At 71.2% G+C, this 19691-nt stretch carries 16 protein-coding genes; 9 read left to right on the top strand and 7 right to left on the bottom strand.

Annotated features, from left to right (window positions below; all coding sequences use genetic code 11):
- Positions 1 to 3: 3 nt before the first annotated feature.
- Both panB and ABEA87_RS12660 read right to left on the bottom strand, forming a co-directional pair.
- Positions 4 to 843, bottom strand: coding sequence for a 3-methyl-2-oxobutanoate hydroxymethyltransferase (panB, locus tag ABEA87_RS12665; protein WP_345629115.1), 840 nt, complete (start codon positions 841 to 843; stop codon positions 4 to 6).
- An 83-nt stretch (positions 844 to 926) separates the two neighbouring features.
- On the bottom strand, positions 927 to 2873 hold the full coding sequence (locus ABEA87_RS12660) for an NAD+ synthase (protein WP_345629113.1): 1947 nt from the start codon (positions 2871 to 2873) through the stop codon (positions 927 to 929).
- Positions 2874 to 3050: 177 nt separating this feature from the next.
- Here ABEA87_RS12660 and glnA (ABEA87_RS12655) point away from each other — a divergent pair, with 177 nt between their 5' ends.
- The 5 genes from glnA (ABEA87_RS12655) (at position 3051) to ABEA87_RS12635 (ending at position 7283) form a co-directional block, all read left to right on the top strand.
- Positions 3051 to 4403, top strand: coding sequence for a type I glutamate--ammonia ligase (glnA, locus tag ABEA87_RS12655; RefSeq protein WP_345629111.1), 1353 nt, complete (start codon positions 3051 to 3053; stop codon positions 4401 to 4403).
- A gap of 191 nt (positions 4404 to 4594) precedes the next feature.
- Positions 4595 to 5119 (top strand): SigE family RNA polymerase sigma factor, encoded by a 525-nt coding sequence (locus ABEA87_RS12650; RefSeq protein ID WP_345629110.1) that lies wholly within the window; start codon positions 4595 to 4597, stop codon positions 5117 to 5119.
- Complete coding sequence (locus ABEA87_RS12645; RefSeq protein ID WP_345629108.1) at positions 5116 to 6075, top strand: hypothetical protein; 960 nt, start codon at positions 5116 to 5118, stop codon at positions 6073 to 6075. The genes ABEA87_RS12650 and ABEA87_RS12645 overlap by 4 nt, the downstream gene beginning before the upstream one ends.
- Positions 6076 to 6138: 63 nt before the next feature.
- Positions 6139 to 6822: a helix-turn-helix transcriptional regulator gene (locus ABEA87_RS12640; protein WP_345629106.1), complete on the top strand. Its 684-nt coding sequence runs from the start codon at positions 6139 to 6141 to the stop codon at positions 6820 to 6822.
- Between the two features lie 95 nt (positions 6823 to 6917).
- Entirely contained in the window at positions 6918 to 7283 is a 366-nt protein-coding gene (locus ABEA87_RS12635; protein ID WP_345629104.1) for a VOC family protein, read from the top strand.
- Between the two features lie 29 nt (positions 7284 to 7312).
- On the opposite strand, the gene ABEA87_RS12630 is transcribed toward ABEA87_RS12635, so the two are convergent.
- Both ABEA87_RS12630 and ABEA87_RS12625 read right to left on the bottom strand, forming a co-directional pair.
- A complete protein-coding gene (locus ABEA87_RS12630; RefSeq protein ID WP_345629103.1) occupies positions 7313 to 8350 on the bottom strand; it encodes a sigma factor-like helix-turn-helix DNA-binding protein in 1038 nt (345 codons plus the stop codon).
- 132 nt (positions 8351 to 8482) lie between these two features.
- Positions 8483 to 9424: a S66 peptidase family protein gene (locus ABEA87_RS12625; protein WP_345629101.1), complete on the bottom strand. Its 942-nt coding sequence runs from the start codon at positions 9422 to 9424 to the stop codon at positions 8483 to 8485.
- A 33-nt stretch (positions 9425 to 9457) separates the two neighbouring features.
- Here ABEA87_RS12625 and ABEA87_RS12620 point away from each other — a divergent pair, with 33 nt between their 5' ends.
- Together ABEA87_RS12620 and ABEA87_RS12615 are read left to right on the top strand one after the other, a co-directional pair.
- Positions 9458 to 10243 carry a type 1 glutamine amidotransferase gene (locus ABEA87_RS12620; RefSeq protein ID WP_345629100.1) on the top strand — a complete coding sequence of 262 codons (786 nt, stop codon included), beginning with the start codon at positions 9458 to 9460 and terminating at the stop codon, positions 10241 to 10243.
- Between the two features lie 2 nt (positions 10244 to 10245).
- Positions 10246 to 13152 (top strand): bifunctional [glutamine synthetase] adenylyltransferase/[glutamine synthetase]-adenylyl-L-tyrosine phosphorylase, encoded by a 2907-nt coding sequence (locus ABEA87_RS12615; protein WP_345629098.1) that lies wholly within the window; start codon positions 10246 to 10248, stop codon positions 13150 to 13152.
- A gap of 11 nt (positions 13153 to 13163) precedes the next feature.
- Here ABEA87_RS12615 and ABEA87_RS12610 read toward each other — a convergent pair whose 3' ends face one another.
- Positions 13164 to 15770 carry a penicillin acylase family protein gene (locus ABEA87_RS12610; protein WP_425570875.1) on the bottom strand — a complete coding sequence of 869 codons (2607 nt, stop codon included), beginning with the start codon at positions 15768 to 15770 and terminating at the stop codon, positions 13164 to 13166.
- 363 nt (positions 15771 to 16133) lie between these two features.
- On the opposite strand from ABEA87_RS12610, the gene ABEA87_RS12605 reads away from it, so the two are divergent.
- Complete coding sequence (locus tag ABEA87_RS12605; RefSeq protein WP_345629578.1) at positions 16134 to 16661, top strand: MSMEG_1061 family FMN-dependent PPOX-type flavoprotein; 528 nt, start codon at positions 16134 to 16136, stop codon at positions 16659 to 16661.
- Positions 16662 to 16732: 71 nt separating this feature from the next.
- On the opposite strand, the gene ABEA87_RS12600 is transcribed toward ABEA87_RS12605, so the two are convergent.
- Both ABEA87_RS12600 and glnA (ABEA87_RS12595) read right to left on the bottom strand, forming a co-directional pair.
- The gene (locus ABEA87_RS12600; RefSeq protein ID WP_345629096.1) at positions 16733 to 17209 is read right to left on the bottom strand and encodes a hypothetical protein; all 477 of its coding nucleotides are present in this window, start codon (positions 17207 to 17209) and stop codon (positions 16733 to 16735) included.
- Positions 17210 to 17634: 425 nt separating this feature from the next.
- Positions 17635 to 19059 (bottom strand): type I glutamate--ammonia ligase, encoded by a 1425-nt coding sequence (glnA, locus tag ABEA87_RS12595; RefSeq protein ID WP_345629094.1) that lies wholly within the window; start codon positions 19057 to 19059, stop codon positions 17635 to 17637.
- A gap of 177 nt (positions 19060 to 19236) precedes the next feature.
- Here glnA (ABEA87_RS12595) and ABEA87_RS12590 point away from each other — a divergent pair, with 177 nt between their 5' ends.
- Positions 19237 to 19680, top strand: coding sequence for an RDD family protein (locus tag ABEA87_RS12590; RefSeq protein ID WP_425570857.1), 444 nt, complete (start codon positions 19237 to 19239; stop codon positions 19678 to 19680).
- The last annotated feature ends 11 nt before the right edge of the window (positions 19681 to 19691 follow it).

The following is a 19691-nucleotide window of genomic DNA, read 5'->3' as shown; positions in this document are numbered from 1 at the left end:
CTCTCAGAAGGTGTGTTCCGGCCCCGGGAACGCGCCGTCGCGGACCTCCTCGGCGTACCGGGTGGTCGCCTCCGCCAGTACGCCGGCCAGATCCGCGTAGCGCTTCACGAAGCGCGGTGCGTGGCCCCCGGCGCGCATGCCCGCCATGTCCTGCCAGACCAGCACCTGAGCGTCGGTGTGCGGTCCCGCCCCGATGCCGATGGTGGGCACCGCGATTTCGTGAGTGATCCGCTTGGCCACGTCGCCCGGAACCATCTCCAGCACCACCGCGAAGGCGCCGGCCCGCGCGACCGCCACCGCGTCCGCGAGCACCTCGTCCGCGGCGTCGCCCCGTCCCTGCACCCGGTACCCGCCGAACGCGTGTTCGCTCTGCGGGGTGAAACCGATGTGCGCCATCACCGGAATGCCGGCCGCGGTCATCGCCTCGATGGCCGGTGCGGTGCGCCGGCCGCCCTCCAGCTTCACCGCGTGGCTGCGGCCCTCCTTCATAAACCGGACGGCCGTGCGCAGCGCCTGGGTCGGCCCCTCCTCATAGGAGCCGAACGGCAGGTCCGCCACGACCAGTGCCCGTGAGGTGGCCCCAACTACGGCCCGTACCAGCGGGATCAACTCATCGACGGTGACCGGCAGGGTGGTCGGGTAGCCGAACACGTTGTTGCCGGCCGAGTCGCCGACCAGCAGCACCGGGATGCCGGAGGCGTCGAAGATGCCCGCGGTGTACTGGTCGTAGCTGGTGAGCATGGCCCACTTCTCGCCGCGATCCTTGGCCAGCTGGAGATCTCGGGTGCGCACCCGGCGGGTGGTGGGTCCGCCGTACAGCGACGGTACGGAATCCTGGGACATCGATGTCTCCTCTGCATCCTCGAGGCCGCGCTGCTGCGGTCCCCGGGTATGAGCAGATCGTCGCACCCGTCCCGGCCCGGCCGTCAGGTTTGAGTGGAGGATTTCACAGGATCATGCGCAGGGGTGGTGATCGGCACGACTCCCTCGCGGTACCGGTTGGTGATGGGCAGCCGGCGGTCGCGTCCGAATGCCTTGATGGAGATCTTGGTGCCCGGGGCGGACTGCCTCCGCTTGTACTCGGCCAGGTCGACCAGGCGCAGCATCCGGTCCACCAGCCCGGCGTCGTGGCCGAGCGCGATCAGCTCCTCCCGGCCGAGGTCGGCGTCGACGTAGCCGGACAGCATCGGGTCCAACTCGTCGTAGTCGGGCAGCGAGTCGGTGTCCAGCTGCCCGGGGCGCAGCTCCGCGCTGGGCGGCTTGCTGATCGAGTTCTCCGGGATCGGCGGCTGCTCGCCCCGGCGCGCGGCCTCGGCGTTGCGCCACTTGGCCAGCCGCCACACCATCGTCTTGAAGACGTCCTTGAGCGGGTTGAACCCGCCGACCGAGTCGCCGTACAGGGTCGAGTAGCCGACCGCCAGCTCGCTCTTGTTCCCGGTGGTCAGCACCAGGTGCCCCTCCTGGTTGGACAGCGCCATCAGGGTCACCCCGCGCACCCGGGCCTGAAGGTTCTCCACGGCGAGGCCCGCCAGCGGATTGCCGGACGCCGACATGGCGTCGATGAACGCGTCCACCATGGGCTGGATCGGCTGCACCCGGTAGTCCAGGCCGGTGCGCTTGGCCAGGTCGGCCGCGTCGTCCTTGGAGTGCTCCGACGAGTACGAGCTGGGCATCGAGACACCGACCACTTTGGACGGCCCGATCGCGTCGCAGGCGATGGCCGCCACGACCGCCGAGTCGATGCCGCCCGACACGGCCACCACCACCGAGGGGAAGCCGTTCTTGCGTACGTAGTCGCGCAGCCCGTGTACCAGCGCCTGCCACACCTCCGCCTCGTCCACCACCCGTTCGGCCATCCCGCCCTCCGCCCGCGGTGCCGGGGCTGGCGGCATCGTGCCGGAGATGAGCACCCGTTCGATGCGCATGGCGTCGCGCACCCCGGCGGCCCGCCGGGCGGCGGCCGCGCCGCGCCCGTCGGCCGCGCCGGACGAGTCGCTGTCCACCTCGTCGTCGAAGATCTCGGTCGGGCCGGCCGCCGAGATGTCCACAGTGGAGTCGGGCAGGTCCAGGTCGTGTACCAGCAGCTGCTCGGTGAACTGGGCCCCCCGGGTCAGCAGCCGCCCCTCGGCGTCGACGATCAGCGAGTCGCCGTCGAACACGAGTTCGTCCTGACCGCCGATCAGGTTGACGTAGGCCACCGCGGCGCCGGCCTCGCGCGCCCGCCGGGCGACCAGGGACAGCCGCACGTCGTCCTTGTTCAGCTCGTACGGCGAGGCGTTGATGTTGACCACCAGCGCGACGCCCGCCTGCCGGGCCACCGCGAACGGCCCGCCGGCCTGCCAGATGTCCTCGCACACGGTCAGCGCCACGTCCACGCCGCCGATCCGGACGATGGTCAGGGTGTCGCCCGGCACGAAGTACCGGTCCTCGTCGAAGACGCCGTAGTTGGGCAGGTGGTGCTTGAAGTAGGTGGCCGCCACCCGACCCCGGTACAGCAGGGCCAGGGCGTCGCGGGGGCCGCGGTCGGCCGGCGAGTCCAGGTCCTCGGGCGGGCCGGCGATGGTCACCGTGGCGCCGAGCCGGGCCGGGCCGTCCGCGTCGACATAGCCGACGATGGTGGGCAGGTCGCCCAGGCCGTCGGCGGCGAGGTCGGCGGCGAGCTGGCGCAGCGTGCCCCGGGACGTGGCCACGAAGCCCTCCCGGAAGACCAGGTCCTCCACCGGGTATCCGGTCAGCATCATCTCCGGGAACGCGACCAGGTGGGCGCCGGCGTCGGCGGCGCGGCGGGCCCATTCGCGGATGATCGTCGCGTTGCCGGAGATGTCGCCAACCACCGAGTTGACCTGGGCCAGAGCGATGCGCATAGTCGCCATGCCCCCATTTTGTCTCAGCCGGCGAGCCGGGGCGCGAGGTGGGCGGGGTCTACTTGCCGGCCATCGGGCCGGTGGTGGCCGTAGATGAATGGCGTAACGTCGGCGTAACGAGACCGGGAGAGACTTGCCCGGTTGGGGACCTTGTTTGGGCAGGCCCAGGTTTTTCGAGGGGTTGAGGTGGACCGTCAGCAGGAGTTCGTGCTCCGTACGCTAGAAGAGCGTGACATCCGGTTTGTCCGGTTATGGTTCACCGACGTACTGGGCACCCTGAAGTCCGTCAGCGTGGCCCCCGCCGAACTGGAGGCCGCCTTCGAGGAGGGCATCGGCTTCGACGGCTCGGCCATCGAGGGCTTCGCCCGGGTGTACGAGTCGGACATGGTGGCCATGCCCGACCCCACGACCTTCCAGGTGTTCCCGTTCGAGGGTGGCGGCAGCGGCGAGAGCGCCCGGATGTTCTGCGACATCCTGCTGCCCGATGGCTCGCCGTCCTGGGCGGACCCCCGCCACGTGCTGCGCCGGATGCTGTCCCGGGCGGCGGAGAAGGGCTTCACCTTCTACACCCACCCGGAGATCGAGTTCTTCCTGCTGGAGTCGCTGCCCGCGGACGGTGCCATGCCCGTACCGGTCGACTCCGGCGGGTACTTCGACAACACCACGCACGCGGTGGCCCGCGACTTCCGCCGCCAGGCGGTGCTGGCCCTGGAGCGCATCGGCATCTCCGTGGAGTTCAGCCACCACGAGGTGGCCCCCGGCCAGCAGGAGATCGACCTGCGCTACGCCGACGCGCTCGCCACGGCGGACAACATCATGACCTTCCGGCACGTGGTGAAGGAGGTGGCGCTCACCCAGTCGGTCGAGGCTTCATTCATGCCCAAGCCGTTCACCGATCAGCCCGGCAGCGGCATGCACACCCACCTGTCGCTGTTCGAGGGGGAGCGCAACGCGTTCCACGACGCGAGCGACCCGATGAAGCTGTCCAAGGTGGCTAGGGCATTCATCGCGGGCCTGCTGGTCCACGCGCGGGAATACACCGCGGTCACCAACCAGTGGGTCAACTCCTACAAGCGGCTGTTCCCCCAGGCCCTGCCGGACCGGATCACTGAGTCCCCGGCGTACGTCTGCTGGGGGCACCTGAACCGCTCCGCGCTGGTGCGGGTGCCCGCCTACGGCAAGCCGAACTCGGCCCGGGTCGAGGTGCGCTCGCCGGACTCCGCGTGCAACCCGTACCTCGCCTTCGCCGTCCTGCTCGGGGCCGGCCTCAAGGGCATCGAGGAGGGGTACGAGCTGCCGCCGGGCGCCGAGGACGACGTGTGGGCGCTCTCCCCGGCAGAGCGCAAGGCGATGGGGTACGAGCCGCTGCCGCAGAACCTGTCCGAGGCGATCGACGTGCTTTCCGGCTCGGAACTGGTGGCGGAGGTGCTCGGCGAGCACGTGTTCGACTACTTCCTGCGCAACAAGCGGCAGGAGTGGGAGGAGTTCCGCCACCAGGTCACCCCGTATGAGCGGCAGCGCTACCTCGGCCTGATGTAGTCGAGGCAGCCAGGTGCCCGGGGCGGGGCGGTGCCCTCCGGTCGCGCCCCGGGCCAACCTCGCGACTCGCCACCTCACCGGGTGAATCCCGCGAGCCGTCGGCGCACCGCTAGCGGATCAAAACCTCTTCCGTGGCCCAGTCAACCTTCGGTGTGCTCCCGTCGTCCTTGCTGGGGACGGAAGGAGAGCCTGTGCGGCGGAAGAAACGCTTCGAGGGATTGGACGCCCTCGTCGCCGAACGCGGCAATGCTCTACTCGGCACGGCGGTGCTGCTGACCGGCAGTCGTGCCGCCGGCGAGGACCTGCTGCAGGCGGCGCTGGAGCGACTGATGCGCAGCTGGAGCCGGGTACAGGGCGACAAGGAGGGGTACCTGCGACGGACCCTCTACCACCTTGCGGTCGACCAGTGGCGACGCCGCAGGCGGCGGCCGGAGGTGCTGGGCGAGATCGAGCCACCCGGCCAGCCGGACGGTACCGACGCCGTGCTCCTGCGGCAGACGCTGACCGGGGCGCTGGCTCTGCTGGCCCCACGGCAGCGGGCGGTGCTGGTGCTGCGCTACTGGGAGCAGCTCAGCGAGGCAGAGGCCGCCGAGGTGCTCGGGTGTTCGGTCGGCACCATCAAATCGACCGCGTCGCGGGCACTGGCCCGGCTACGTGAACTCACGGCCCACGGCGCGCTGGACGGCGCCCTGGAGATGACGAGGAGCAGCAGATGACGACCGATCTGGAGGAACAGCTGACCGCCGGGATGCGGGACGCGGTCGACGGCCTGACCCTCACCCGTGACGTGCTGGCCGATGCCACCCGGCGCCACCGGCGCCGTACCGCCCTGCACCGCACCGCGTACGCGGCCGGCGTCGTCGGCCTGGTCGGGGCGCTCGCCACGGTCGCGACCGTCGGCATCGGCGGCACCACCGGCACGACCGGCACGACCGGCGCCGGCGGCACGACCGGCACGGCCGGATCGGGCAGCGGCCACGGCCAGCCGATGGCCGCCGGCGCCGACTCGCCCGCGCTGCGACTCGACGCCGCCATCAAGGCCAGCACGGAGACCAGCTACCAGGTGAAGATCACGACCGTCGCCCCGGAGCTCCCGGCGTGGACCACGACCGGCGCCTTCGATCCGGCGACGACCACCGGCTACCTCGAATCGCCGTACACCGGATCGCGCCCCTGGTACGTCGCCGGTTTCGAGCACGAGCGGCTGATCAACGGTGCCCTGTACATCGGCGTCCCGGACAGCGAGACCGGCAAGGTGGGCTGGGCGCGGTACGAGGGCGGCCAGCAGCGGAACCTCGACTACGACGAGGCGCTCGGTGGCGCTCTGTCCGGCTCCGACGATTCGGATGGACTGTTCCAGCTCCTGCGGCAGACCGGCGGCACGGTCACGCAGACCTCCGCGAACGCTTACCGCTTCGAGCTGACGGTGAAGAACCCGAAGCCCGCCCCCGGCACCCTGTCCGGGATCGTGTCCGACGCCTTCGTCGGTGACGTCACGCTCGGCGCCGACCAGCGGATCGCCACAATCGCTTACCAGCGCACGACGGCGGGGGAGGCGCACGGGGAGGGCGTTCGCACGGGACACCTCCAGGTGACCATCGAGCTGTCCGGCTACGGCACCCCGGTGCGCGTGGACAAGCCGGCCGTCACGGCGCCGTCGTTCACGCACTGACCGGCTCCCGGTACGACACCTCGGCGGAACGGAGGTGTCGTACCGGGGTCGTAGTCTGCGGCCGTGAACCGGACGGATCGGCTCTACGCACTGGTCGAGGAGTTGCGGGCGGTGGCGCCCCGGCCGCGCAGCGCCCGCTGGCTGGCCGGGCGCTTCGAGGTGTCCGTCCGCACCGTCGAGCGGGACATCGGCGCGCTGCAGCAGGCCGGCGTGCCGGTCTACGCTCAGCCCGGCCGCACCGGGGGCTACACGCTGGACAAGCGCCGCACCCTGCCGCCGGTCAATGTCACGCCCGAGGAGGCGGTGGCGATCGCGGTGGCGCTGGAAGCGGTGCACGGCACGCCGTTCCACGAGGCGGCCCGGTCGGCGCTGCGCAAGCTGATCGCGGTGATGCCGGAGCGGGACGCGGCCGACGCGCACGAGCTGGCCGGCCGGATCAGGCTGGTCGGCCCCGCGTCGCCGGAGGTGCCGAGCGCCATCGCCCGGGCGCTGTCCGCCCGCCGGGTGCTGCGTTTTCAGTACGTGGACCGCAACGGCGAGCCGACCGCGCGGGAGGTCGAACCGCTTGGCTACGCGGGCGGCGGCCCCCACTGGTATCTGCTGGGCTGGTGCCGCCTGCGCAAGGCGCAGCGGCTCTTCCGGCTCGACCGGGTAGCCGATCCGGTCGCCACCGACGAGATCGCGCCGCCGCGTCGGATCGAACCGGCGGACGTCCCGGTCTCGCTGCGGGAGCCGACGCTGGGTTGAGCGCGGGTGCACGGCTCCGGAAACACCGACAGGACGCTGTCGCGACGGCCGGCGAGGCTCATCGTCGTTCGGCACCACGACGAAAGGCGACGATCATGTCAACGATGAACAACGCGGTCACCTGGTTCGAGATCGGCACGAGCGATCCGGCGGCGGCGTCCGCCTTCTACGGCGGCCTGTTCGGCTGGAAGTTCTCCAGCGACAAGGAGTACAGCGAGATCGATCCGTCGGCCGAGGGCGGGATCGCCGGCGGCATCATGCCGCTCGGTGGGGGCGCGACCGGCTACGCCATCTTCTACGTGCAGGTCGCGGACGTGCCGGCGGCGGTGGCCGCCGCCGAGGCGGCCGGCGGGAAGCTGGCGGTGGGGCCGAAGGGTGATCCCGACGGCCTGACCTTCGCCCACCTGCTCGATCCGGCCGGTAACCGGTTCGGCGTGTTCACGCCGCCGGCCGCGTCCTGACGAGGGCGTCGGGTCGGCCCGCGTACGGCTCAGCCGCCGGTCCCCGGGCAGGGTAGCGGCGACGGGCGGGCCGGCCCGGTGGGCGGCGTCAGCAGGGAGAGGCCGCCGTCCACGTCGTCGTCGACGAACACCGACACCGTGCCCAGGTACGGCCATGGCCGCAGCACCTCGGCGCAGTCGACCGTGTACCGCACCACCACCCGGGCGAGGCCCCCGGCCGGCACCTCGCGGTTCGGCGCGGGCTGGCCGGCGGGATCCTGGTCGGCGGTGAAGCCCTCGGAAACGAGGGTGACGCCCGGCGTCGACTCGACCGCCGGCTGCGTCAGCGTCGCGTCGCGCGGACCGGAATTGCGCACCCGCAGCCACAGCATCAGCTGGTCGCCGTCGATTTCGAACCCGTAGCCGGCGATGGCCACCGAGGCCGGCCGCAAGGGAGGCACCGCCACGTGCACGACAGTGGTCGGTGCGTTGCCGTCGCCGAAGCGCAGGTCCGGAAGCACGGTCAGGACGGCGGCCAGCACCGCGGCGGTCAGGAACAGCCAGCGCCACCGGCGCCGCAGGCCGGCCACCAGCCGGCCCCGGCCCGGCCCGCCCGGGGTCGGCCCGCCGGGCTCCAGCTCGATCGGTCGGGGCCCGATCGGCTCCGGCCCGGTGGGCTCGGTGCCGGTCGGCTCCGGCCCGGTGGGGCCGCCCGTCCCGGTCAGGGCCGCCCGCCCCGGCCCGGCGGTGGCCGACGCGTCGGCCACTGGCACGTTGGCGCCCGCGGTCACGTCGAGCACCTCGGCGATGTCCTCGTACGGCATCTCGAACGCGGCGCGCAGCACGAACACGCCGCGCTCCGGCGGGGTCAGCTGCTCCAGCAGCCGCATGGTCGCCGTCGACAGCGAGTCCCGCTGCTCGGCCGTTTCCATCGGGCCGAGCGCCGCGTCCGCGGTCAGCACCGGTCCGGCCAACCACGGCCCGCAGTAGGTCTCCCGGCGCACCGCCGCCGAGCGGAGGTGGTCGAGGGCGAGCCGGGTCACCATCGTGTCGCCCGCCACCTGCCCGGCGAGTTGATCTTGATTCACGCTCGTGATTTTACGTTACCGGTGGAGTTCGGCCGGGAGTCCGTCGAGCCTGTCGCGACGCTGACGGGGCGGCCGGGCGGGGGCGTGACGGTCGGCGACGTGACCGGGAACACGCTCCGGCCCCGGGCGGGGTCAGCGCGGCTGCTCGACCGCGGGGGAGACGGTCAGCGTGCCGGCGGACACGTCCAGCGTCGCCGGTACGCCGACCGGCACGCTGCGCGCCGCCTCGCCGTGGCCGAACGGCAGCCCGCCGAGCACCGGTACCCCCAGGTCGCCGAGCCGGTCCAGAAGAACGTCCACAATGGACATGGGCCACTCGTCCGCGCAGTCGGTGAACTGGCCGACCGCGATGCCGGCCACGCCCCGCAGTACCCCGGCCCGGCGCAGCTGGGTGAGCATCCGGTCGACCTTGTACGGCGGCTCCTCGACCTCCTCGATCATGAGGATCGCCCCGTCCAGGGGCGGCAGGTCGGGCGTGCCGAGCGACGCGGCGAGCAGGCACAGGTTGCCGCCGAGCAGAGTACCGGTGACCGGCGGCCCCGGTACGGTCACCGACCCGGTCTCCGCCTCCGGCTCCCGGTGCAGCAGCACCGGCTGCTCACTCATGATCGCGGTGCGCAGCGCCGCCACCGAGACCGCCGGGAACTCCTCCGTCAGCTGGGTCAGCACCGGCCCGTGCACGCTGGCCAGCCGGGCGCCCCGCCACAGTGCCAGGTGCAGCGCGGTGATGTCGGAGAAGCCGACCACGAGCTTCGGGTCCCGGCCGATGCCGGCCAGGTCCAGCCCGTCGACGACGCGCTGGGCGCCGTAGCCGCCCCGGGCGCAGAACACCCCGCGGATCGCCGGGTCGGTCAGCGCCCAGGCCAGGGCGGCGCCACGCTGGGTGTCGGTGCCGGCCAGGTAACCGTGCCGGGCGTACACCTCGGCGCCGGGTACCACCGTGAGGCCCCAGCTCTCGAGCAGCGCGAGTCCCTGGGCGATCCGCTCCGGGCGCACCGGTCCGGAGGGCGCCACCACCGCGACCGTGTCGCCGGCCCGCAGCGCGGGCGGGCGCCGGATGGTGAGCCTCGACATGACACGCGAGACTAGCCGGATAACCTCGACAGCGTGGCCAACAACCGGACTCTGGTGATCGAAAACGACCCTTCCGATGACATTCGACGGCTTGGCGAGTGGTTGACCGGTTCCGGGCTGGCCCTGGAGACCGTCCGGCCGCACGCCGGCGACCCGCTGCCCGACACGCTCGACGGCTACGCCGCGCTGGTGGTGATGGGCGGCGCCCAGCAGGCGTACCCGGGGCCCGACGGCCGCCCGGCCGAGCACTGGTTCCCGGCGCTGGAGGGGCTGCTGCGCAAGGCGGTCCGGTACGAGGTGCCCACGCTCGCGGTGTGTCTGGGCGCACAGCTGCTCGCCAGCGCCCACGGCGGGATGGTGGAGCGCAGCGAGTCGGGCCCGGAGATCGGCCCGGCCCTGGTCGGCAAGCGCGACGCCGCCGATCGGGATCCGCTGTGGGCCCCGGTGCCGATGGCCCCGGACGTGTTGCAGTGGCACTCGGACGAGATCACCGAGCTGCCCCTGGGCGCCACCCTGCTGGCCGCCTCGACGCGCTACCCGCACCAGGCCTTCCGGATCGGCGGCCGGGCCTGGGGTGTCCAGTTTCACATCGAGTGCGACGACGCGATGATCGCCAACTGGGTGGAGAACGAGCGGGCTCTGATCGACGAGCTTGGCTACGATCCCGAGGTGGTGGTTGACGCATGCAATTTGATCATGGTGGACCTCGAGGAGGCGTGGCAACCGTTCGCCGAGCGGTTCGCCGCCGTCGCCAAGGGTGAGCTGGCCACGCCGCCACCCGGCCCGGCCGGGCGCCAGTTACCGCTGCTCGAGCCCTGATCATGGTCGACGTCGGACGAAGCGGTCGGCCGGCCAGCGCGGCCGGGCGCCTGGCCCGGTACGGGCTGGTCGACGTGGAGCGGGCCCGGGTGATGCTCGGGCCGGAGCAGCTGCGGCTGTGGGACGAGGCGGGGCAGCGGCCGGCCGACGAGGGCGCGGCCACCGTGCTGGAGGCACTGTCCCGGGTGGCCGACCCCGACCTCGCCCTGCGCCAGCTGTGCCGGATCGCCGAGGCGGAGCGGCATGCTGGGCCGGCCGCACCCGAGGAGGCCGGGCTGCTGGCCAGCCTGCGCACCAACCGCAGCCTGCGGGCCCGGCTGCTGGCCGTGCTCGGCGCCAGCGACACGCTGGGCGACCATCTGGCGGCCAACCCGGGGGAGTGGCGGACGCTGCGGACCCCCACCGGGTACGCGCTGAACTTTCAGGGCGAAAGCGTGGCCCGGCTGCGCATGGCCTACCGGCGCAGCCTGCTGCGCATCGCGGCCGGCGACCTGACCGGCGCGCTCGACCTCGAACAGGCCATGACCGCGCTGTCCGCGCTGGCCGACGCCACCCTGTCCGCCGCGTTCACGCTGGCCGGCGGCGACGTCGACACCCCGCTCGCGGTGATCGCCATGGGCAAGTGCGGCGGCCGGGAGCTCAACTACGTCTCCGACGTCGATGTGATCTTCGTGGCCGCCTCGGACGAGGATCTGGGCCACACCACGGCGATCGCCGCCCGGCTCATCGAGATCTGCGCGCAGGTGGCCTGGCCGGTCGACGCCGCGCTGCGCCCGGAGGGCAACCACGGCCCGCTGGTCCGCACGCTGGCCAGCCACCTGAGCTACTACCGGAAATGGGCGCGCACCTGGGAGTTCCAGGCGCTGCTCAAGGCCCGGCCGGCGGCCGGGGACCGGGCCCTGGGCGCCCGGTGGCTCGACGAACTCCAGCCGTTGATCTGGCACGCCGCCGAGCGGCCCGAGGCGGTCGCCGACATCCGGGCCATGCGACGCCGGATCGCCGACGCGATCCCGGCGGCCGAACGGGATCGGGAGATCAAGCGCGGCCCCGGCGGCCTGCGTGACATCGAGTTCGCCGTGCAGCTGCTGCAGTTGGTGCACGGCCGGGCCGACGAGGCGCTGCGCACACCCTCCACATTGGATGGTCTGCGGGAGCTGACCGCCCGCGGGTACGTGGGCCGGCCCGACGGGGAGGCGCTGGACCGGGCGTACCAGTTCCTGCGCACCGTCGAGCACCGGCTGCAACTACAGAAGCTGCGACGCACCCACACGGTACCGGCCGACCCCGGCGCGCTGCGCTGGCTGGCGCAGGCCATGGGCTACCGCGGCGGCTCCGGCCGCGACGCGGTCGAGGCGTTCCGGGCCGACTGGGTGGCGCACGCGGCCGAGGTGCGCCGCCTGCACGCCAAGCTGCTGTACCGGCCGCTGCTGGAGGCCGTGGCCCGGGTGCCCACCGACGACCTGCGGCTGACCCCGGACGCCGCCCGGGCGCGCCTGGAGGTGCTCGGATTCGTCGACCCGGCCAGCGCGCTGCGCCACATCCAGGCGCTCATCGGCGGCGTGTCCCGCACCGCGGCCATCCAGCGGCAGCTGCTGCCCGCGCTGTTGTCCGCGTTCGCCGACGCGCCGGAGCCGGACCGCGGGCTGCTGGCGTACCGGCAGGTGTCGGAGAAGCTCGGCGCCACCCCGTGGTACCTGCGGGTGCTGCGCGACGAGGGCCCGGTCGCGCTGCGGCTGGCCCGGCTGCTCGGCCTGTCCCGCTACGTGACCGACCTGCTCAGCCGCGACCCGGAGGCGTTGCGGCTGCTCGCCGACGACGCGGAGCTGGTGCCGCGCGACCGGCAACGGCTGCTGGAGGGCTTCGTCTCCGCGGGTACCCGGCACGAGGAGCCGACCACCGCGATCGGGGCGATCCGCGCGCTACGCCGCCGGGAGCTGTTCCGGGTCGCCTGCGCGGACCTGCTCGGCCGGCTGGACATCGAGGCCGTCGGCGCGGCGCTGGGCGACATCGCCGACGGCACGCTGATCGGTGCCCTGGCCGTCACCAACCGTGCCGGGCTGCCGTTCGCCATCATCGGCATGGGGCGGCTGGGCGGGTACGAGATGAGCTACCCGTCCGACGCCGACGTGCTGTTCGTGTACGAACCGCCGGCCGGCATGCGCGACGACGAGGCCAGCGGTCTGGCCAACGGGATCGCCGAGCAGCTGCGCACCCTGCTGGCCGCGCCCGCGCCCGACCCGCCGCTGGGCGTCGACGCCGACCTGCGCCCGGAGGGGCGGCAGGGGCCGCTGGTGCGCAGCCTCGCCGCGTACACCCAGTACTACGCCCGATGGTCGAGGGTCTGGGAGGCGCAGGCGTTGCTGCGGGCCAGGTTCGTGGCCGGTGACGCCGAGCTGGGGCAGCGGTTCCTCACGCTGGCCGACCAGGTCCGCTACCCGGCCGGTGGGCTCTCCCGCGACCAGGTGGTCGAGATCCGCCGGATCAAGGCCAGGGTGGACAGCGAGCGGCTGCCGCGTGGCTCGGACCCGGCCACCCACGCCAAGCTCGGCCGGGGCGGCCTGGCCGACGTGGAGTGGACGGTACAGCTGCTCCAGTTGCGGCATGCCGGCACCGTTCCGGAGCTGCGCACCACCCGTACCCTGCCGGCCCTGGAGGCAGCCCGCCGCGCCGAGCTGATCGACGGTGCGGACGCCACCGCCCTGGCCGTGGCCTGGCGCTCCGCCTCCCGGGTGCGCAACGCGCTCATGCTGGTGCGTGGCCGGCCGTCCGACCAGCTACCCCGGCAGGGCACCGAGTTGGCCGGGCTGGTGGCGACGCTGGGCGGCGGCGACAGTGGCGAGTTCGTCGACGACTACCTGCGCACCGCGCGCCGGGCCCGGCAGGTCTTCGAGCGGGTGTTCCACGGCTGAGCCGGACGCGGCTACGGTTTCAACGTGAGACTGTCCATTGAGGACGATGCGATGCCCGCCTTGTCCCAGCGCATCGGCAGCGTCTTGCCGGTGCGCCACAGATCCAACTGGTCGTGGTAGTGGGGGCTGAACGCGTGCCCGGACTCGCCGGTCAGCTGGATCCACCGCGAACTGTCCAGATTGGACATGTCGACGATCATTCGCATCGAGGGGACGGCGTTCACCTGGTACCCGACGGACGGGTCCCATCCGGTGGCGTTGACGATGTTGCTGCCCCCGGACACGCCGACCGGGCCGTAGTTGAACAGCCACTCGATCGGGCCGATGCCCGACGTGCCCAGCGACTGGTTCTGCACGTACAGGGTGTGGATCGCACCCCACCGCCAGGACGTGGGATCGGAGCCCAGCCGCTTGGTCAGCTCGCCGGTGGCCGCCGTCATGGCCGAGGCCAGAATGTCGTCGCGGGTCTCCACCTTCGGCGTGGACTTGTCATCCCACCAGGGCGAGTCCGGCTGGCTCAACAGGTTCGTCATCACCAGCCACCAGCGGTCGCTGCCGTCCGGCTTGCGGTCGGCCGGCAGCTCGTCGAACGTCTTCGCCAGCAGTTGACGCCAGACCACGTTGAAGTACGCGGCGGCCGCCGAGTCCCGCCCCGTCACGCTGTCCGAGTCGCCGTCGGCCGGCTCCTGGAAGTCCCAGCCACGCAACAGGCCCTGCGCCCTGGCCGCCGCTCCCCGCTGCGGCACGGCCAGCAGCGCCGGCACCAGGGCCGGGGCCAATCCGTTGCGGTTGTCGAACTGCATGCGCTGCACGTCGGCCACTGACACGTCGGAGCCGCTGGAGATGGTCGAGGAGATCATGTCCATGATGCGCTGGCTGCGGTACCCGTCGGTCCAGTCGTCGGTGAGGAAGTGCGGATAGTCCGCGGGGTTGATGACCGCCTGGTTGGCCGTCGCGATGAAGCCCTGCGGCGGGTTGAACTCCGACGGCAGCTCGTCGAACGGAAGGTAGCCGGTCCAGTCGTACGACGAGTCCCACCCCGGTGCTGGCCAGCGCCCGTCACCCTTGCCGCGGACCGGAATCTTGCCCGGCGACTGGTACCCGATGTTGCCGTCGACGTCCGCGTACACCAGGTTCTGCGCGGGCACCTCGAACATCTTCGCGGCGTCCCGGAACTGATCCCAGTTCGCCGCCTTGTCCAGCGTGAACAGCGCGTCCATCGTCCGCCCCGGCTCCAGCGCCGTCCAGCGCAGCGCGACCGCGTAGCCGGTGGCGCCCGCGTCCGGATCGGGGGTCGCCGCGCTGGACGCCGGCGCGCCGCTCGGGTCCACGTCGGGTTTGACGCCGATCGCGCGCAGCTCCGCCGAGGCGTCGGACAGCAACGGCCCGTTGTCGGTGGTGCGGATGGTCAGCGTCACCGGCTTCCCGCCGGCCACCTTGATGGTCTCCCTACGGATCTGGAGATCCCGCCACTGACCGTCCACTTCGTACTGGTTGCCGCGCACCTTTTCCAGGTACAGGTCGCTGACATCCGGGTCCAGGTTGGTGAAGCCCCACGCGATCCGGGAGTTGTGCCCGATGACCACGCCGGGTACCCCGGAGAAGGTGAAACCCTCGACGTTGTACTCGCACGTGCAGTGCAGCCCCATCTGGTACCAGATGCCGGGCATCGACGGTTCGAGGTGCGGATCGTTGGCGAGGATCGGCTTGCCCGTGGTGGTGTGCGCACCCGAGATGACCCACGAGTTGGAGCCGATGCCGGGCAGGTCGTCACCGACGAGGTCGGGCAGTTGCCGCACGGCCTGGTCGACGTCGGCCAGCACCGGCGCGGCGGCCGCCAACGTGCCGGCCGGCACCGAGCCGCCACCGGTTGTCGTCCCGTCGTCCGCCGCGGCTCCGCTGCCGGTGGTGCCGGCATTGCTGGCGGTGCCGGCGGCGGTCTTGGTCGCCGGGGTCGGCGTGGTCACGATCGGGCTGTGCTGGTCGTACGGGTACTCCGGGTAGAGCTGCTCGACCTGGTTCCGGGACAGGCCGGCGGCCAGCAGGCTGGCCCGTTCGATCTCGTCGCTCATGTTGCCGCGCAGATCCCAGGCGAGCGCCTTGAGCCAGGCCAGCGAGTCGATCGGATCCCACGGCGCGATCCGGTAGCCGGGGTCGCTCAGCTTCAGCACACTGTACTCAAGGCTGATCGCGCTCGCCCCGTGCGTGCGCAGGTACGCGTTCACCCCGTTCGCGTAGTCCCGCAGGTACGTGCGGGTCTGCGGGCTGACCAGATTCCACTCCTGCTCGGCCACTCGCCGCCAGCCCATGGTGCGCAGGTACGCGTCCGTCTCCAGCTGCGAGGAGCCGAACATCTCGGCGAGCCGACCGCTGGTCAGGTGCCGGCGGAAGTCCATCTCCCAGAAGCGCTCCTGCGCCTGCACGTACCCCTGCGCGGTGAACAGGTCGGCGGCGTTGGCCGCGTACACCTGTGGGATGGCGTGGGCGTCGTAGTACACGGTGACCGGAGCGCTCAGCCCGGCCAGGTGCAGCTGGCCACCGTACTGCGGGAACGCCGTCCGTACCGCCCACACACCGCCGCCGGCCGCGGCCAGGACGAGTACCAGCACCACCCCCAGCGACCAGGCGAGGGCCCGCCGCAGGCGGCGGCGGGGACGGGAACGCCTGCCGCCCGGCCGTGGTGGCGCGTCGCCGGATTCCCGGGCCTCTTCTGGTTCGGGCAGCGTGTCCCGTGCCTGTTGTACGGGAATCTCCCGGTCCTCGGGCAACGCCCGCTCATCGACCGCGCGCTCGACCGGGGTCGACTCGTCCTCGCTCACGCCGAGCGATCCTAGTTCCGCATGTGTCGATGGGCTATAAGCTCGACAGACGCCGATTAGGGGTCTAGCGGGGGATGTGCGTCGCGGGCACCCGATCGTCGGGCCGGTGCGCCACAATCGCACGCATGACCCAGCGCAGCGAGCCGGACGAGCCCGGCCCGTATCCGGCGTAGCCGGCTCATCGCGGTCTCGCCCGTGGTGTTTGTCGCGACCAGTGACGCCGAGGGGCGCTGTGACGTCGGCCCTCGCGGGGGAACCCCCGGCTGCGTGACGGTCCTCGACGAGCATCATCTGGCGATCCCAGATGCGACCGGCAACAATCGGCTGGACAGCTATCGCAATATCCTCGCCAACGGACACGCCGGACTCGACTTTGTCATCCCGGGCCGGGACACCACGCTACGGGTGAACGGTGCTGCCTGGATCACCGCCGAGGAAGACCTGCTGGTGCGACTGACCCCGGTGGGTAAGCCGCCGAAGACCGCACTGGTGGTGCGGGCCGACGAGGTATATGTCCACTGTCCCAAGGCATTCGTCAGGGCGAAGATGTGGCGACCGGAGGCATGGCCCCGCAAGGAGGACCAGCCGACGGCGGCCGAGGTCGCACTCGCTCACCAGCGCGACCCCGACCTGACACTCGCCGAGGTCGAACAGGACCAGCGAGACTCGCTGCTCTACCGGTTTGACTGAGCGGCCAGGCCCTCGTGGATCGCGGGCACCGCGAGTCCATGATCGACCTCAGTCGGAGAGCGGAGTTGGCGTCAGCGGCAGTGGGTGGCGCCAGTGCCCTTGAGCTGCGCGGTCCTGTCGTTGTAGGAGATGAGGCCCTCGAGCGAGACGCAGTGGCCGTTCGTGCCGGTCACCTGGACCGGCCCGGCGTAGCTGAGGTATTGCCCCACGTCGCCGTCGAAAGTGCTGCTGGCACAGATTCCGGGGACGTCCTCGTCGCACTTGTCGATATCGACGGACATTTGCTTGGCGTGGCCGGCGCCGCCCGCGGTGGTGGCCACGTTCACGGCACAGTCGGTGCCGCTGTTGGCGCTGGAGTAGTAGAGCTGGATGTTGCCGTACGTCAGGTTGCCTTCCAGTGCCGAGGTCTTCAGCGTGTAGGTGTCGATCAGGGTGCCGGAGCAGCCGTACGCGGCGCTGGCCGGGGCCTGCGACACGGTGACGAGACCGATCGACGCGAGGACCGTGGCGGCGGCTGCCACCATGGTGTTCTTGAGCGAACGCACCATTCGCCAATACCTCTTTCCAGGGAACAATATGGACGGCAGGTACCGTAGCAGAGGCGATCATGGGCGGAGCCGGGCGCGTGGTTATCCGTACTGCTGGCCCGCAATACTCGGCAACGTCTGAGGCTGGTGCGGCTCGGCCGGTCGCTACTCCAACCGTTGAATGCGGTACGAGCCTGGAGCCGACCGAACATGGACGATGTTGAGCGGGCCCGGTCGGCCTACGACAGTCGCTAGCCCTCCAGCCGCCGATCCACTGGGGCACCGGCGTCAAGCATGTGGTGTTCACGGGGCCCAGCGAGGAAAAGACGGGAAAGGCTATCGACCTCGCGCTGGGCGCCGAGGGCGATAGCCTTCCGTCGTCATCCGTACCCGGCTTGTGCCGGGGTGGTGCCTGATGCGTCTCTCCTGATCAGAGGAGCGCGGGATCAGACGTCGTAGTACATGGCGAACTCGTGCGGGGTCGGGCGCAGCCGGACCGGGTCGATCTCGTTGGCGCGCTTGTAGTCGACCCAGGTCGAGATCAGGTCGGACGTGAACACGCCACCCTCCTGGAGGTACCCGTTGTCGGCCTCCAGCGCCTCCAGCACCTTCTCCAGCGAGCCCGGCACCTGAGTCACGTTCGCGAACTCGTCCGGCGGCAGGTCGTACAGGTCCTTGTCGATCGGCTCCGGCGGCTCGATCTTGTTCTTGATGCCGTCCAGGCCGGCCATCAGCATCGAGGAGAAGGCCAGGTACACGTTGCAGGACGGGTCCGGCACCCGGAACTCGATCCGCTTGGCCTTCGCGTTCGTGCCGGTGACCGGGATGCGGGTGCAGGCCGACCGGTTGCGCTGCGAGTAGACCAGGTTGACCGGCGCCTCGTAGCCCGGCACCAGCCGGCGGTACGAGTTGATCGTCGGGTTGGTGAAGGCCAGCAGCGACGGGGCGTGGTGCAGCAGGCCGCCGATGTACCAGCGAGCCAGGTCCGACAGGCCGGCGTACCCGGTCTCGTCGTAGAACAGCGGCTCGCCGCCCGACCAGAGGCTCTGGTGCGTGTGCATGCCGGAGCCGTTGTCACCGAACAGCGGCTTCGGCATGAAGGTCGCGGTCTTGCCGGCGGCCCAGGCGGTGTTCTTCACGATGTACTTGAACAGCTGCAACTGGTCGCCCGCGTGGAGCAGCGTCGAGAACTTGTAGTTGATCTCGGCCTGGCCGGCGGTGCCCACCTCGTGGTGCGAGCGCTCCACGGTGAACCCGGCGTCGATCAGGCGCCGGCTGATCGCGTCGCGCAGGTCGGCGAAGTGGTCCACCGGCGGCACCGGGAAGTAGCCACCCTTGTACGCGGTCTTGTACCCGCGGTTGCCGCCCGGCTCCTCGGCGCCGGTGTTCCACCAGCCCTCGACCGAGTCGATGTAGTAGTAGCCCTGGTTCGCCGAGGTTTCGTGCCGGATCGAGTCGAAGATGTAGAACTCGGCCTCCGGTCCGAAGTACGCCGTGTCCGCGATCCCGCTCGCCGCGAGGTAGGTCTCCGCCTTCTTCGCGACGTTGCGCGGGTCCCGGCTGTACGCCTCGCGGGTGAACGGGTCGTGGATGAAGAAGTTCAGCGCCACGGTCTTCTCGGTCCGGAACGGGTCGATGAACGCGCTGGCGGCATCCGGCAGCAGCAGCATGTCGGACTCGTGGATCTGCTGGAACCCGCGGATGGACGAGCCGTCGAACGCGAGCCCGTCGGTGAAGACCTTGTCGTCGAACGACTCGACCGGCACGTTGAAGTGCTGCATCACACCCGGCAGATCACAGAACCGGACATCGACAAACTTCACTCCTTCGTCTCGGATGTACCGAAGGAGTTCCTCGGAATTGGCGAACAACACGTCCTCCTGGTCAGCCACAGGTGGGTCAGCGGCGGCGCTGGATAGTTGTCGCGACGTTATGACTAGGGCATTGCCCGAGCGTGTCTCGAGTGTTTCCACCATGTTACGGCGCCCAGGATGTGGCACAGGCCATCCGGCGACGACGCGCCGCGTAGGCAGACTACGCTTTCGGGCATGGCAGAGCGCTCGGCAAAATCGACTTCGTACCCTAGCCCGTCCGGGGGCTCCGGGCCAGCCAGGGCGATCGGCGAGCCGGCGAACCTGGGGCGGCGCTTCATCGCGCTGATGATCGACTGGATCCTGTGCCTGCTGGTGTCGCGCCTGTTCGTCGGCTCGGTCAGCGAGGGCTGGGCCCCTCTGGTTGTGCTGATCGTCGAGTACACGTTCTTCATCGGGCTGTTCGCGCAGACGCCCGGGATGAAGCTGACCGGGGTCCGTTGTGTCTCGGTTTTCACCGGCGGCGCGCCCGGCATCCCCCGCACCCTGCTGCGGGCGCTGCTGCTCTCCATAGTGATTCCGTGCCTGATCATGGATGATCAGCGCCGCGGCCTGCACGACCGGGCGGCCGGCACGATCGTGACCGGCACGCCCGCGACCGGGGGACCCACCGCCGGCTGACGCGAGCCTTG

It is taken from the genome of Rugosimonospora acidiphila, from assembly GCF_039543385.1.
GTDB lineage: Bacteria > Actinomycetota > Actinomycetes > Mycobacteriales > Micromonosporaceae > Rugosimonospora > Rugosimonospora acidiphila.
This window is presented reverse-complemented; position numbering and strand designations above follow the sequence as displayed.